This is a genomic window from uncultured Algibacter sp., assembly GCF_947490405.1.
Classification (GTDB): Bacteria; Bacteroidota; Bacteroidia; order Flavobacteriales; family Flavobacteriaceae; genus Algibacter_B.
This window is the reverse complement of record NZ_CANLGU010000007.1, coordinates 1-15,180: the sequence shown is the minus strand read 5'-3', so window position 1 is coordinate 15,180 and position 15,180 is coordinate 1. Positions and strand designations below refer to the sequence as shown.

13 protein-coding genes are annotated in these 15,180 nt (G+C 32.6%); 11 read left to right on the top strand and 2 right to left on the bottom strand.

Annotation, left to right across the window (positions count from 1 at the left end):
- Positions 1–21 precede the first annotated feature (21 nt).
- Together ubiE and Q0772_RS14015 are read left to right on the top strand one after the other, a co-directional pair.
- Complete coding sequence (gene ubiE, locus Q0772_RS14020; RefSeq protein WP_298346102.1) at positions 22–747, top strand: bifunctional demethylmenaquinone methyltransferase/2-methoxy-6-polyprenyl-1,4-benzoquinol methylase UbiE; 726 nt, start codon at positions 22–24, stop codon at positions 745–747.
- Between the two features lie 4 nt (positions 748–751).
- Positions 752–1,483, top strand: coding sequence for a porin family protein (locus tag Q0772_RS14015; protein WP_298346100.1), 732 nt, complete (start codon positions 752–754; stop codon positions 1,481–1,483).
- A gap of 6 nt (positions 1,484–1,489) precedes the next feature.
- On the opposite strand, the gene Q0772_RS14010 is transcribed toward Q0772_RS14015, so the two are convergent.
- Positions 1,490–2,209 carry an RNA methyltransferase gene (locus tag Q0772_RS14010; protein ID WP_298346098.1) on the bottom strand — a complete coding sequence of 240 codons (720 nt, stop codon included), beginning with the start codon at positions 2,207–2,209 and terminating at the stop codon, positions 1,490–1,492.
- 166 nt (positions 2,210–2,375) lie between these two features.
- On the opposite strand from Q0772_RS14010, the gene Q0772_RS14005 reads away from it, so the two are divergent.
- The 3 genes from Q0772_RS14005 (at position 2,376) to accD (ending at position 7,249) form a co-directional block, all read left to right on the top strand.
- Entirely contained in the window at positions 2,376–4,901 is a 2,526-nt protein-coding gene (locus Q0772_RS14005) for a BamA/TamA family outer membrane protein (RefSeq protein ID WP_366105819.1), read from the top strand.
- A 131-nt stretch (positions 4,902–5,032) separates the two neighbouring features.
- A complete protein-coding gene (gene fbaA / locus Q0772_RS14000) occupies positions 5,033–6,100 on the top strand; it encodes a class II fructose-bisphosphate aldolase (protein ID WP_298346093.1) in 1,068 nt (355 codons plus the stop codon).
- Positions 6,101–6,391: 291 nt separating this feature from the next.
- Positions 6,392–7,249: an acetyl-CoA carboxylase, carboxyltransferase subunit beta gene (accD, locus tag Q0772_RS13995; protein WP_298346091.1), complete on the top strand. Its 858-nt coding sequence runs from the start codon at positions 6,392–6,394 to the stop codon at positions 7,247–7,249.
- 29 nt (positions 7,250–7,278) lie between these two features.
- On the opposite strand, the gene Q0772_RS13990 is transcribed toward accD, so the two are convergent.
- Positions 7,279–8,388, bottom strand: coding sequence for a sensor histidine kinase (locus Q0772_RS13990; protein WP_298346089.1), 1,110 nt, complete (start codon positions 8,386–8,388; stop codon positions 7,279–7,281).
- 178 nt (positions 8,389–8,566) lie between these two features.
- Between Q0772_RS13990 and rpsO the strand changes: the two genes are divergently transcribed.
- The 6 genes from rpsO to Q0772_RS13960 all read left to right on the top strand — a co-directional run bounded on the left by rpsO (position 8,567) and on the right by Q0772_RS13960 (position 14,976).
- Positions 8,567–8,836 (top strand): 30S ribosomal protein S15, encoded by a 270-nt coding sequence (gene rpsO, locus Q0772_RS13985; RefSeq protein WP_298346087.1) that lies wholly within the window; start codon positions 8,567–8,569, stop codon positions 8,834–8,836.
- Between the two features lie 457 nt (positions 8,837–9,293).
- Entirely contained in the window at positions 9,294–11,543 is a 2,250-nt protein-coding gene (locus Q0772_RS13980) for a polyribonucleotide nucleotidyltransferase (protein WP_298346085.1), read from the top strand.
- Between the two features lie 98 nt (positions 11,544–11,641).
- Positions 11,642–12,760 (top strand): tyrosine-type recombinase/integrase, encoded by a 1,119-nt coding sequence (locus Q0772_RS13975; protein WP_298346083.1) that lies wholly within the window; start codon positions 11,642–11,644, stop codon positions 12,758–12,760.
- 185 nt (positions 12,761–12,945) lie between these two features.
- Positions 12,946–13,524: a hypothetical protein gene (locus tag Q0772_RS13970; RefSeq protein WP_298346081.1), complete on the top strand. Its 579-nt coding sequence runs from the start codon at positions 12,946–12,948 to the stop codon at positions 13,522–13,524.
- A 171-nt stretch (positions 13,525–13,695) separates the two neighbouring features.
- Positions 13,696–14,340 carry a hypothetical protein gene (locus Q0772_RS13965; RefSeq protein ID WP_298346079.1) on the top strand — a complete coding sequence of 215 codons (645 nt, stop codon included), beginning with the start codon at positions 13,696–13,698 and terminating at the stop codon, positions 14,338–14,340.
- A gap of 159 nt (positions 14,341–14,499) precedes the next feature.
- Entirely contained in the window at positions 14,500–14,976 is a 477-nt protein-coding gene (locus Q0772_RS13960) for a hypothetical protein (protein WP_298346077.1), read from the top strand.
- Positions 14,977–15,180: the final 204 nt, after the last annotated feature.

Sequence of the window (15,180 nt, the reverse complement as noted above, 5' to 3'; positions counted from 1 at the left end):
ATTTGCCAAAAAATTTCGAATTTGTCAAAAGTAAAACCATACAAAAACAGTGATTTAGGTAAAAAAGAGCAGGTTACCCAAATGTTTGATACTATTTCTAAAGATTATGATGGATTAAACCGCGTAATTTCTTTTGGAATAGATATAAAATGGCGTAAAAAGGTAGTAAAAATGGTTAAAGATCTTAATCCCGATACCATTTTAGATATTGCTACAGGAACAGGTGATTTAGCCATAAACCTTGCTGAAACTAATGCCTCAAAAATTATTGGTTTAGACATAAGTAGTGGCATGCTGGAAATTGGTAAAGAAAAAATTAAGAAAAAGAATTTAGACTCTAAAATTGAAATGGTTTTAGGAGATTCTGAAAACATGCCTTTTGAAGATGATACTTTTGATGCTATAACCGTGGCCTTTGGTGTTAGAAATTTTGAAACATTAGAAAATGGTCTAAAAGAAATACACCGTGTACTTAAACCTGGTGGCTCTTTTGTAATTCTAGAAACCTCAGTACCAACAAAAACACCATATAAACAAGGCTATAATTTTTACACCAAAAACATACTACCACTTATTGGAAAAGCCTTTTCAAAAGATAGGAGCGCGTACAAATATCTGTGCGAATCGGCTTCCGTTTTTCCTTATGGTGAAGCTCTAAACAATATTTTACGTAAAATTGGGTTTATTAATGTTGAAGATTTTCCACAAACTATGGGTGTGGCAACCATTTATAAATCGTCTAAGTAATCGTATGAAATACTTTTTTGCATTATTATCATTTTTATTTATCATTGAAACATCTAGTGCTCAGCTTTTTAAAAAAGAAAAAGTAACTTATGATGCAAATCAAGGACGAGGTTCTACTGATAACAATTTACTGCGTTGGGGGTATTTTTTAGGAATTAATAGTTATGACTTTAATTTTGATTATAATGATGACTTGCGTGACATTTATGTAAAGAAAAGTCCAGGATTCAGTGTTGGTTTAATTGGTAATTTACGTGTTAATAGTTTTATTGATTTACGTTTAGAACCTGGTTTGCTTATTACAACCAGAGAACTCTACTATAGCCAAGAGTGGTTTCAAGGTGTTCCTGACACTAAAGCGTCAGACCTTATTAGAGAAGTGAAATCTACTTACGTTCATATTCCATTACTCATCAAAGTTTCAACAAAGCGCATCAATAACTTTAAACCGTTTATTATTGGTGGTTTTTCTACAGCATTAAATTTATCAAGTAACGAAGACAACCCTGAAGACAATAGTAACGGACAATTTAGAAGCACAAGAAATTCTCTTTTTTATGAGATTGGTTTTGGTATAGATTTTTACTTGTATAACTTTAAGTTTACGCCTTCAATTCGTGGTCTTTTTGGTATAAACGACGAGTTGGTTAGAGATAACGATCCAAATAGCCCTTGGACAACCAATATTGCCAACATGCAAACACGGGGCGTATTTATTAACTTTACGTTTCAATAAATCAATTTATTGTCGTCTGAATTCACTCAGCAAAATAGCTGTTGCAGTTGCTACATTTAAACTCTCTGTAGCCTGCAAATCTCCAAATCTTGGTATAGATACTTTTTCAGTAACTATAGACTCTATTTGTTTTGAAACCCCATTAGCTTCGTTACCCATTACAAGAACCCCTTGTTCTGGTAAAGCTTTACTGTAAACATTCTGCCCTTCCATAAAGGCTCCAAAAACTGGCACTTCTATTTCCTTGAGAAAAACTTCCAAATCAACATAAGACACATTAACTCGTGTTATGGATCCCATAGTAGCTTGAATTACTTTAGGGTTATAACAGTCTACAGTCTCTATATTACACACCAATTCTTTTACTCCAAACCAATCGCATAACCTAATAATAGTTCCCAGATTACCTGGATCTCTAATAGCATCTAGCGCCACAATTAAACCTGTTTTTTCAATAGATTTCTGTGTTGGCATTTTAAAAATAGCCAACGCCTTGTTAGGCGTTTTTAAGTAACTAATGCGTTTTAAATCAGAATCTGAAATTATAACCTCATCTTTGGCATTAATATTGAATGACTCTGTACTATATAACTTATGAAGCTTTAAATTAGAGTTTAAAAGCTCAGTTATAGTTTTTACACCTTCAACAACAAAAAAACCATGTTGTTGTCTATATTTTTTTTGCTTTAAACTCGTTATTAATTTGATTTGACTTTTAGAAAGCATGCAACTTTGATTAATTTTTTATAAAGAAAAGAAATTATTGATAAGATAAGCTAAGAGACTGTTTATTTAAATATATTTTAAGAGTAAAAAAATGTATTTTTGATTCTGGAAACGGGATATTTTTAACCAAACCAATCTTTTAAAAATTAGCGTTTAGCAAATTAGGGTGAATTTGAAAAAACAACTTACAAAAATATCAGTTTTCATATTTTTCACAATCGTTTTATACTCTTGTGATGTTGTTAAGAGAGTTACTGAAGATGAACATTTACTAACAAAAACATCAGTAACTGTTAATGGTAAAAACAATAACACTGAGACCATAAACAATTTACTCTATCAAAAACCAAATAGAAAAATAGCTGGTGTTCCGCTTAGACTGCACATATACAACACAGCCCGACCAAACAGAGATTCTCTTTTTAACGCTTGGTTGAATAAAAATCCTAAACGAAAAGCACGATTTATCCGCAGGTATTCAAAAAAACAAGTTGACAAACTAAAACAATCTGCTGTAGGTTTTAATAACTGGCTTAAAAAAACTGGTGAAGCTCCAGTTATTCTGAGCGAAAATAAAAGCAAACGATCGGTTAGACGTATCAAAGATTACTATATTAACAATGGTTGGTTTGATGTTGAAGCGAATTATGATATTGAAAAAAAAGATAACAAACGAGCAGAAATAAAATATAATATTGAAACCAAACAAGCCTTTTTAATTGATTCGATAATAGAAACTATAAAATCACCAATTGTAGATTCTTTATATCAGAATATCAAAAAAAACACTCTGATACAGGCAGGACAACAGTATAGAACTTCTAACTTTGAACAAGAGCGGGATAGAATATCTTCCGAACTTAGAAACTCTGGGGTGTATCATTTCAATCAAGATTACATCACTTTTGAAATGGATACCATAGGCACAAATAAAAAAGTTAATATTAGTCTGAAAATTCAAAATAGAGCAATAAGAACTCCAGATTCTATAAGGCGCGAACCCTTTAAAGTATATACTATTAATGATGTTAATATCATAACAGACTACACCTTTGAAAACCGAAACAAACCATTTAAAGATTCTATTTCCTATGGTGGCTACAAAATATATAGTTATGGAGATATGCGTTTTCGTCCAAAAGCAATAACAGATGCTATGTTTATAGCTCCAGGACAAGTTTTTCGAGATATTGATAGAACAAGAACATATAGATATATAAACGAGCTTAGAACTTTTAAATACCCAAATATTGAATATATAGAGAATCCTGACAACACATTAACAGATACTATCAGATTAACACCACTTAAAAAGTTTAGTTTGGGTTTTAGAACTGATGTGTCTACAAGTGATATTCAAACAGTTGGTTTTTCACTAAATCCAAGTTTAAAAATTCGAAATGTTTTTAGAGGAGCAGAAACACTTGAAATATCAGGAATTGCGTCAATTGGAGCTTCTGATGACCTTAGAGAAGATAACGACCCTTTCTTCGATATTAATGAATTTGGGGCAGACTTAAGACTTACTATCCCAAGGATTTTCTCTCCTTTTTATACTGAGAATATCATCCCTAAATACATGTCTCCAAGCACGCGTATTGGATTAGCAGCAACAAGTCAAACAAATATTGGTTTAGACAAGCAAACCTTAAGCGGGAATTTTAGCTACAACTGGTTTCCAAGTAAAAAAGTAACAAACCAACTTGATGTATTTAACGTACAATATGTTAGAAACTTAAATACTAACAATTATTTTAATGTTTACAATAATTCTTTTAACTCATTAAATCAAATTGCTAAAGATGTAGGTTTCACTACAGAGAACTTAGATATTCCAGATGGTGCTGATGCATTTATTGATTATGCCTTAGATAATCCCACACCAAACGAAATTTCATCTACTCAAAGACAAACTATAAATAACATTGCTGAACGTCAAGATAGATTAACAGAAAACAACCTTATTTTATCTTCAAGTTTTAGTTTTACTAAAGACCAAAGAACGAATCTGTTTGATAACGATTTTTCTATATTTCGTTTTAAACTTGAATTGGCAGGAAACTTACTAGCTACAACTTCAAAAATTTTAGGTCTTAAAAAAGACAATGATGGACGTTATGAGCTGTTAGATGTAGCTTTTTCACAATATGTAAAAACAGAATTTGACTATATAAAACACTGGGATTTAGGAAAGAAAAATGTACTAGCAACACGTGCATTTTTTGGCATAGCAATACCCTATGGTAACTCAAACAGTATTCCTTTTGCGAAGAGTTTCTTTGGTGGAGGACCAAACGATAATCGTGCTTGGACAGCCTACAACCTTGGCCCAGGAAGCTCTGAAACCACAAACGAATTCAACGAAGCAAATTTAAAAATTGCTTTTAGTGCAGAACAACGCTTTAATATTTTTGGAGACCTTAACGGTGCACTCTTTGTTGATGCTGGAAACATATGGAATGTTTTAGATAATGTTGAAGATGATAGAGCCACATTTTCAAGTTTTAAATCGCTAGAAGATATTGCTGTTGGTTCTGGCTTTGGATTACGCTACGACTTTAGTTTTTTCATTTTCAGGTTTGATGTTGGCTTTAAAACCTACGACCCATCTTACAGAGATGAAAACAGATGGTTTAATGACTACAATTTTGCTAATGCTATTTACAACATAGGTATCAACTATCCATTCTAAGTCTTTTTCAATATCAGCTATAACGTTTTAGTCCATATTTAGTCGTATCGTACTCAAAAACAACCAGTAATTACTTAAAAAATCATTACTTTTGATTCTCAATAAATTATTAATCATTTTAAATAAATACAATGGCACATAATATAAAACCGGGAGTAGCTACAGGAGACGAAGTTCAAGCTATTTTTAATCATGCTAAGGCAAACGGTTATGCCCTACCCGCAGTTAATGTAATAGGATCAGATACTATAAATGGAGTTTTAGAAACCGCAAGAGACTTAAATGCTCCTGTAATCATACAATTTTCAAACGGTGGCGCTCAGTTTAATGCTGGAAAAGGATTGAGTAATGATGGGCAAAAAGCTGCTATAGCTGGTGCCGTTGCTGGAGCAAAACATGTCCATACATTAGCAGAAGCTTACGGTGTTACAGTTATTTTACATACAGATCATTGCGCAAAAAAATTATTGCCTTGGATAGATGGTTTATTAGACGCTAGTGAAATACACTATAAAGAAACTGGTAAGTCGTTATTCAGTTCTCATATGATTGATCTTTCTGAAGAATCTATAGAAGAGAACATAGACATTTGTAAACAATACCTTGAAAGAATGTCTAAAATGGACATGACATTAGAAATAGAATTAGGTATTACTGGTGGTGAAGAAGATGGTGTAGACAATACAGATGTTGATGACTCCAAATTATATACACAACCAGAAGAGGTTGCTTATGCATACGAAGAGTTAAGTAAAGTAAGTCCTAGATTTACAATTGCTGCAGCCTTTGGTAACGTTCATGGTGTTTACAAACCTGGAAACGTAAAATTAACACCAAAAATTTTAAAGAACTCTCAAGAATATATCACTAAAAAATACGGCGTTGAGCATAATCATATTGATTTTGTATTTCATGGTGGATCTGGCTCAACTGTTGAAGAAATTCGCGAAGGTATTAGCTATGGAGTTATTAAAATGAATATCGACACCGATTTACAATATGCTTTCATGAGTGGTATTAGAGATTATATGGGCACTAAAGCAGAGTATTTAAAATCTCAAATTGGAAATCCTGATGGTGAAGATGTTCCAAATAAAAAATATTACGACCCTCGTGTTTGGCTACGTGAAGGTGAAAAAACATTTGTTACGCGTTTAAAAAAGGCGTTTGAAGATTTAAATAATGTAAATACACTATAGTTTAAAGTAATTTACTACAACAAAATAAAAGAGGTTCTGCTTAAAACAGAACCTCTTTTATTTATAACTCTAAAAAACAAATAGTTACAAAAACACAATCAAATAAAATCATTTAGGCGTTACCACAAAATTAAAAAAAGGTTTAATTTTGTGGTCAGGCTTTCGGCAGTCGCTTCCCAATAAAAATTGGGAGAGCTTCAACAAATGCCTCAATCCTTAACGCAATTTATCGATTCATCTGATAATTTGAGTCTAAAATCGTAAATTGAAAATCTAAAATCTCAAAGCATTATGTCTTGGTTTAAAAGAAAAACAAAAGGAATTACAACAAAAACTGAAGAGAAAAAAGACACGCCCAAGGGGCTTTGGTACAAGTCTCCTACAGGTAAAATTGTTGACACCGAAGAATTAGAACAAAATTTTTACGTAAGTCCAGAAGATGGATACCATGTGAGAATTGGCAGTAAAGAATATTTCGAGATTCTTTTTGACGATAATAAATTTAAAGAATTAGATGCCAACTTAGAATCTAAAGACCCTCTTAAATTTGAGGACACAAAAAAATATCCTGAACGTTTAAAAGCAGCGCAAAGTAAAACAAAATTAAAAGATGCTGTAAGAACAGCCGTTGGAAAATCAAAAGGCAAAGATTTAGTTGTTGCTTGCATGGATTTTGCATTCATTGGTGGCTCTATGGGTAGTGTTGTAGGAGAGAAAATTGCTAGAGCTGCAGATTATGCTTTAAAAAAGAAATTACCATTAATGGTAATTTCAAAATCAGGAGGTGCTCGCATGATGGAGGCTGCCTTATCTTTAATGCAACTCGCTAAAACGTCTGTTAAATTGGCACAATTAGCCGATGCAGGCTTACCGTATATCTCATTATGTACAGACCCAACAACAGGAGGAACAACAGCATCCTTTGCCATGTTAGGCGATATTAATATTAGCGAACCAGGAGCTTTAATAGGATTTGCAGGCCCAAGAATTGTTCGAGACACAACAGGTAAAGAATTGCCTGAAGGTTTCCAAACCTCAGAATTCCTTCTAGAACATGGTTTTCTAGATTTTATAACACTTCGAAAAGATTTAAAAGATAAAGTGAATCAATATTTAGATTTAATAATGAATCAACCTTTACGAGAATAAAAAAAAGCGAGCTATTTGGCTCGCTTTTTTTATGCGCTTTTAAAATACACACAAAATTCGGTACCAACATCTACTTCACTAGTTACCTCCACTTTACCTCCCATAGATTCGATATGGTTTTTAGTTATGAAAAGTCCTAGTCCAATTGAATCTCTATTCGTATGAAAGGTTTTATATAATTGAAATAATTTGTCGCCATACATCTTTAAATCTATACCCATCCCGTTATCAGCTATTCTAAAAATAACATAATTACCTTCAATTTGTGTTGTCAGTTTTATTTGAGGTTTTCTATTATCCGACCTATATTTTATGGCATTAGTTAAAAAATTAAGTATAATACTATCCACATAAGCTGGTACACCTTTAATAGATAATCCTTCATCAACATCATTTATAATTTCAGTATCAGTATTTCTTGCAACTGCTGCTATATTATAAATAGCCTTTTCAACATAATCGTATATATTTAGAGATTCCAATGCATTGGTTTCTACAGTTTTAATTTTTGCAACTTCTGTTAAATGAGATACGGTTTCTTCAAGATTATCTATGGCTTTTGTAAGTAATTCAAAGTTTTCGTTATCCTTCAACCAAGAGAACTCGTCCTCTAAAAACCCTTTTACAATTGATAAATTCCCAGAGTGTGAACGCAAATTGTGTGTTATAATATCTGCGAATGAAGACAGCCTTTCATTCTGTTCTCTAACTACTCTAAGCATTAGTTTGAGTTTATCTTGGTTTAACTTTCTACTCGTAATATCAGAAAATTGCCAAATCATTTGAGTTGGCTTACCATCTATTGCAGATATTAACGAAACCGATATTAAAAACCAGATAACAGAACCATCCTTATGAAAATAACGTTGCATAACACGATATCTATCAATATTCCCCTGCATTAATCGTTCGTATTTTTTTAGATGCACGCCCAAATCGTCTCTAAAAACAATATTATCTATCGACATGTTATAAAGTTCGTGATTGGTATACCCAAGCATATCACATAAACTATCATTAACCTTAATCCAATCGCCATCTAGTGTTAATATGGCTATACCGTTATAAGTATTATTGAAGATTTTTTCTAAGGAGTCGTAAGAATCTGGAAAGCTTTTTTTTGAGAAAAGAGACTTCATGGGCAAGTGAACTTCATATTATTCAATTAAAAGCCAATAAATAGTTACCCTAGGGAGGTACTTTAAAAATCAATGTAAAAGTTACATAAAAAAACAATTAAATACAAAAAAGATGCTATATTTGCCGCTCGAAAGAAAGGCTTTCGTATACATAAAAATCATTTACAACAATATTAGCATGTATTTATCAAAAGAAGCAAAACAAGAAATGTTTGCAAAACACGGTAAAGGAAAAAACGATACCGGTAGTGCTGAAGGGCAAATTGCATTATTCACGCAACGAATTAATCACTTAACTGAACACTTAAAAAAGAATCGTAAAGATTATAATACAGAGCGTTCTTTAGTAAAATTAGTAGGTAAGCGTCGAGCTTTACTTGACTATTTAACTAAGAAGGATATCTTAAGATACCGTGCGATAGTAAAAGAATTAGGATTAAGAAAATAATCTTAAAAAATAAAAGACCACGCTTTTCGCGTGGTTTTTTATTTTTTGCGTTAGGGATTGCAGCGGCATCCTTTTTGCGAACTTTAAAAGACAAATTAGTAAATTTACAACTAGTTTATCTTAACTGGATGAGATCCTGAAACAAGTTAGGGACGCTTCGCAAAAAGATATAGCGGAAAGCCCGACCCTTTTTGGGGTAACGCCAAAATAATTTAAATACGTTACGACGTCATTACGAGGAGGTAACGACGTGGTAATCTTTCCAAAAGGAGCAGATTGCCACATCACGAAAAAGAAAAGCGTGACTCGCAATGACAAAAATAGAAGAAGCTAGATCCCGAAACGAGTTCGGGACTAAAGGTTTTTCATTGGTCACACACACAACAACTACACAACACAACGACCATTGTTTAACATGATTTGAGCAGTTTTATGCTTGAATTACAAGAAAAAATTTATGATTCCAAAAGTTTTTAAAGAGGTTATTGACCTTGGTGACGGTAGAGAGATTTCTATTGAAACCGGAAAATTAGCAAAACAAGCACATGGTAGTGTTGTTGTGCAATCTGGAAAATGTATGTTATTATGTACAGTTGTTTCCAATTACAAACAAGCAGATGTTGACTTTTTACCATTAACGGTAGATTACAGAGAGAAATTTGCTGCTGCAGGACGTTATCCTGGTGGTTTCTTTAAAAGAGAAGCTAGACCGAGTGATGGTGAGGTTTTAACAATGCGTTTAGTAGACCGTGTTTTACGCCCGTTATTCCCAAAAGATTACCATTCTGAAACTCAAGTGATGATTCAATTAATGTCTCATGACGATGATGTTATGCCAGATGCTATGGCAGGTTTAGCGGCTTCTGCTGCTATTCAATTATCAGATTTTCCTTTTGAGTGTCCAATCTCTGAAGCTAGAGTTGGTCGAGTTAATGGAGAATTCGTTATTAACCCAACACGTGCGCAATTAGAAGAGTCTGACATCGATATGATGATTGGCGCTTCTGCTGATTCAGTAATGATGGTAGAGGGTGAAATGGATGAGATTTCTGAAGAAGAAATGACTGAAGCAATTAAGTTTGCACACGAGGCTATTAAAGTACAATGTGCTGCTCAAGTAAAATTAGCTGAAGCTTTCGGTAAAAAAGAAGTACGTGAATATGAGCCAGAACGTGAAGATGCTGATTTAGCTCAGAAAATCCACGACATGGCATACGACAAAGTATATGCTGTAGCACAAGCAGGTTCTGCAAAGCATGAACGTAGCGCTGCATTTGGTGAAATTAAAGAAGAAATTAAAGCATCTTTCTCTGAAGAAGAGCAAGAAGATTTTGGTGGATTAATTTCTAAATACTACTCTAAAGCTGAAAAAGCGGCTGTTAGAGATTTAACTTTAAATGAAGGTTTACGTTTAGATGGTAGAAAAACTGATGAAATTAGACCAATTTGGTGTGAGGTTGATTATTTGCCTTCTACACATGGGTCTTCAATATTTACACGTGGGGAAACTCAAGCTTTGGCTACAGTTACTTTAGGTACAAGTAGAGAAGCCAACCAAATAGATATGCCATCTTACGAAGGTGAAGAGCGTTTCTATTTACACTATAACTTCCCTCCTTTTTCTACGGGTGAAGCAAGACCTATTCGAGGAACATCGCGTCGTGAGGTAGGACATGGTAATTTAGCACAACGTGCTTTAAAAGGTATGGTTCCTGAAGATTGCCCTTATACTGTACGTGTAGTTTCTGAGATTTTAGAATCTAACGGTTCGTCTTCTATGGCAACAGTTTGTGCTGGAACCATGGCCATGATGGATGCTGGGGTTCAATTAAAGAAACCTGTTTCTGGTATTGCAATGGGGTTAATCTCGGATGCTGATTCTGGAAAATACGCTGTGTTATCTGATATTTTAGGTGATGAAGATCACTTAGGAGATATGGACTTTAAAGTTACTGGTACTGCAGATGGTATTACAGCTTGCCAAATGGATATTAAAGTAAAAGGATTGTCATACGAGATTCTTGTAAATGCTTTAAAACAAGCTCGTGATGGTCGTTTACATATTTTAGGTAAGATTACTGAAACTATTGAAACACCTAATGCAGAAGTTAAAGATCATGCTCCTACTATGGTTTCAAGACGTATTCCTAATGAATTTATCGGTGCTTTAATTGGTCCTGGTGGAAAAGTAATTCAAGAAATGCAAAAAGAAACTGAGACAACTATCGTTATTAATGAAGATCCTGTTACTGAAGAAGGTATTGTTGAAATTTTAGGTGTTGGTAGTAAAGGTATTGATGCTGTTATGGCAAAAATAGATTCTTTATTATTTAAGCCTGAAGTTGGTAGCGTTTACGAAGTAAAAGTTATTAAAATGCTAGATTTTGGTGCTGTTGTTGAGTATGTTGAAGCTCCAGGAAACGAAGTGTTATTACACGTTAGTGAATTAGCATGGGAACGTACAGAAAATGTATCCGATGTTGTAAACATGGGTGATGTTTTTGATGTAAAGTACTTTGGTATAGATAAACGTACTCGTAAAGAAAAAGTATCTAGAAAAGCTATTTTACCAAAACCAGAAGGTTATGTTGAAAGACCACCAAGAGATAACAACCGTGGTGGACGTGATAACAGAGGTAGAGATAATCGCGGACGTGATAACAGACGTGACGATAGACACCCTAGAGGAGATAAGAAAGAAGAGTAATTCTTTTATTAATCTATAATTCATAAAGCCTGTTTCTTAATTTGAAACAGGCTTTTTTATTTACATTTGTATATAAATTAGTACTTTAAAATCATTTTATGGTCATAACACTATTCCCTTTAATTCATAAAAATCAACACGTTATTTCCATTAATTTTGAGTTTAATCTTGATGTAAAAAACTACATTAATGCTATTGAAGGTGTGTGCTGGAGTAAAACACATAAAACATTTTATATAGCCAATACCTTTTTAAATAAACAAAAGTTATATAAAGCATTAAGACATAAAAATTGGTATGTAAATTATAGTGCACTAGCATCTAAAAAGGTACAAACGAAAAAAAACAAAGAAGACATTAATACTCTTAAACTACCTGTTTTATTAGAAGTTCAACAAAAAGAATTAGAAAAATTTAAAAAATGGATGCAACAAAAACGACTTAGCACCAATACAGTAAACACTTATTTCGAAGTAACCTCATTCTTTTTAAGATATGTACAACTTAAACAAAACCCTGTAAGTACAAGATTAATTGAGCAGTTTAATTATGATTTTATAGTAAGGCCTAATAAATCTATTTCTTACCAAAATCAATGTATTAATGGTATTAAAAAATATTTAGACTATAAAGGTGTGTTGTTATCAAATTTTGAAATTGAGCGCCCAAAAAAACCTAAAAAACTACCCGAAGTTTTAAGTAATACTGAAATAAAAAACTTGTTAGATAGCATTATAGATTTAAAGCATAGAACTCTACTTACTTTAATTTATTCTTCAGGATTACGCATTGGAGAAGCATTACAGTTAAGAATTACAGATATTGATAGTAAACGTATGCTTATACATATAAAATCTGCTAAAGGTATAAAGGACAGATATACTTTACTTTCTCCAAAATTTTTAGGATTACTACGTTTATACTACAAAACATATAAACCAAAAGATTATCTATTTGAAGGACAATCTAGTGGTTTGTATAGTACTTCTAGTGCACAAAATATTTTAAAAAAAGCAGCTAAAAAAGCCAACATTACCAAACCTATTACGTTGCATACTTTACGCCATAGTTTTCCTACACATTTACTCGAAAACGGAACAGATATAAGGTACATACAAACTTTATTAGGGCATAGTAGCCCAAAAACTACAATGATTTACACACATGTAAGTGAAACCAGTATTCGAAATATAAAAAACCCTTTTGATAATTTATAAAATTGTATTAGATTTAAATATTGTATGAATTATTCTATGTTTTAATGAAAATAAGCTGAATAAAAAATCTAAAAACTTCAGCTTAGCTATCCATAATGGATTAATAAACAGAATAAACATACTTATATAAACAAGTTGCCAGTAATGCGAAAATGAACAAAGCGATAACATTTATATTAATCATTTTGACATTTGGTTGCGGAACCAAAAATCTTCACGAAAGTCGGATTTACATTCAGGACGACAAAATTTATGGCGAACTTGAAAATGGACTTCCCGACAAAGACAAACTTGTTGAACTCAAAAACAAAAACGGAACTGTAAGCGGAATTGGAAAAATGGCAGTTTCAAAAGACAATGTTAGTGATATAAAATGCGGACTTTGGAAAGAATACGACTCGGACGGAATTTTATCATCAGAAGGAAATTATAAAATAAGCTCTTTTATCGACTGTGGAATGGGCGGAGCTTTCCGAGCTTTCTATTATTACAGAGTTGGAGAATGGAAATACTTTAAGAAAAATGGAAAATTGGACTTTTCACTCGATTTTGTTCCTAAAAAGCACCATATAGATACAAGATGTGAAGACGGAGACGAAATGATTTTTGGAATTATAGAAACCATTCCACTAAACTATTGGGACAAAGTGGACGCTAATAAAATTTACGAATTACAAAAAATAACTTTTTCAGACCATTATGCAAAAACATCGTTTATTCCTTTAAACGGAAAAATATATATTGAGATGGAAAACAACTTATAAAAAATAAAGCACTACTGGCAACAATGGCTATAATTCATTGCGGTTGAATTCCTAATCGGAATTCAACGCTTATTTGCTATCTTTCGGCTACGGCGGAAAGAATCCTGCGGATTTTTCCGCAACGAAATCATAGCCGAGACCGTTGTGTGTCATTCAAAACCAGTCCCAAATATGGATGAAGACTTTAGAATGTATTCAAGAATTGGATATTTCCACCATGATACTCTTTTGGAGATTGCTATAGACAGCTTTTTAAAATTTGAATCGTTAAAAGAAGAATTTGAGATGCTCAAGAAGAAAGGGCATGTTGAAGCCGATAATTTTAAAGTCTATAAAGAACAAGAAAAAATAAATGAATTTGAAAATTCAATAGTAAAAGAAACAATTAAGATTGTTATTTTTTTGGGTGCATTTTTAGAGTCATATTTTTTTGAGTTATCTGCGGTAGCACTTGGACAACAATACACTGAGAGTCATATTGAAAAGTTAAATCTAGCAAGTAAGATTGTTTTGATTCCCAGACTGATATCGGGGCAGGGAATTGATAAGAGTTTAAACTTTTGGGGAGAAATTAAGGGTTTAATAAGATGGAGAAATAAAATTATTCATAATAAAAGCAAAGATTTAACTGAGTTTTTCAAGAATATTAAGCCCGATAACTATAATCCAAAACCACTATACGAAGAGTTTGATATCCTCGAATTCTTAAAATCAATAAAATCATTATTTAGAGAACTCGATAGAATTGACCAAAAAGGAATGCATTCGCGAAGAATAAGTTTTAATATGGAAAGAATAAAAAAATGGACGGAATAAAAACGCCACACAACAATGGCTATAATTCAGCCTTCCCTAGTTAGCACAAAGAATATTCCCTACTTTTAATATGGCTCGATTTCTAAACCGAAAAATCCTACCGGATTTTCCAGGCCGAAATCATAGCCGAGACCGTTGGCAATAATTAAACTCACGAATATGAAAAAAACATTCTTACTGATATTATTCTTCATTTTCTCAATTACCGAAACTTACGCTTGTAGTTGTATTGAAACGAGCGAATCTTTATCTAAAAAGGTTGAAAAAGCATTTACTGAAGCTGATTTAATTATAAGCGGAAAAGTTGTTGAAATAGAAATCGTGAATAAAGCAAGACTGAAATCTTCTGCTGACCCAATCATTTACAAGTTTGAAATCACGAAAACTATTAAAGGAAAAATTGAAAAAGAAATTATTGAAATCGTATCTAAAGCAAGTGGAGCAAGTTGCGGATATAAATTTGAATTAGGAAAATCTTATTTAGTTTATGCGAGAAAGTCTAATTACTTTTCTTCTAAAACAAAAAACGAATTTGATTTTGTAACTGGACTTTGTGACAGAAACCAAATACTGAAAAATGTTGACAAAAAGGAATTGAGGAAATTGAATAAACTGAATTATAAAAAAGAAAAATAACTATTGCCAACACCGTATAAAATTAATTGCTAGTTCTAGCCTACTTACGAAAGTCCTCGCGGACTTTCTAACTGTGATTTATTTGCTAACTTTAGTGCTTAAAACACGCAACTAATCTTATACAAACACGTTGTACACAATTTAAGAAACCCTAAAATGACAATAGAATACGACAAACCATTGAGATATTTAAAACCTCTAAAA

What these genes read in the sequence shown, in the direction of transcription:
- Q0772_RS14015 (WP_298346100.1), top strand. Translation starts at nt 752, where the DNA reads ATGAAATACTTTTTTGCATTATTATCATTTTTATTTATCATTGAAACA.
- Q0772_RS14010 (WP_298346098.1), bottom strand. Translation starts at nt 2,209, where the DNA reads ATGCTTTCTAAAAGTCAAATCAAATTAATAACGAGTTTAAAGCAAAAA.
- fbaA (WP_298346093.1), top strand. Translation starts at nt 5,033, where the DNA reads ATGGCACATAATATAAAACCGGGAGTAGCTACAGGAGACGAAGTTCAA.
- accD (WP_298346091.1), top strand. Translation starts at nt 6,392, where the DNA reads ATGTCTTGGTTTAAAAGAAAAACAAAAGGAATTACAACAAAAACTGAA.
- Q0772_RS13990 (WP_298346089.1), bottom strand. Translation starts at nt 8,388, where the DNA reads ATGAAGTCTCTTTTCTCAAAAAAAAGCTTTCCAGATTCTTACGACTCC.
- rpsO (WP_298346087.1), top strand. Translation starts at nt 8,567, where the DNA reads ATGTATTTATCAAAAGAAGCAAAACAAGAAATGTTTGCAAAACACGGT.
- Q0772_RS13980 (WP_298346085.1), top strand. Translation starts at nt 9,294, where the DNA reads ATGATTCCAAAAGTTTTTAAAGAGGTTATTGACCTTGGTGACGGTAGA.
- Q0772_RS13975 (WP_298346083.1), top strand. Translation starts at nt 11,642, where the DNA reads ATGGTCATAACACTATTCCCTTTAATTCATAAAAATCAACACGTTATT.
- Q0772_RS13965 (WP_298346079.1), top strand. Translation starts at nt 13,696, where the DNA reads ATGGATGAAGACTTTAGAATGTATTCAAGAATTGGATATTTCCACCAT.
- Q0772_RS13960 (WP_298346077.1), top strand. Translation starts at nt 14,500, where the DNA reads ATGAAAAAAACATTCTTACTGATATTATTCTTCATTTTCTCAATTACC.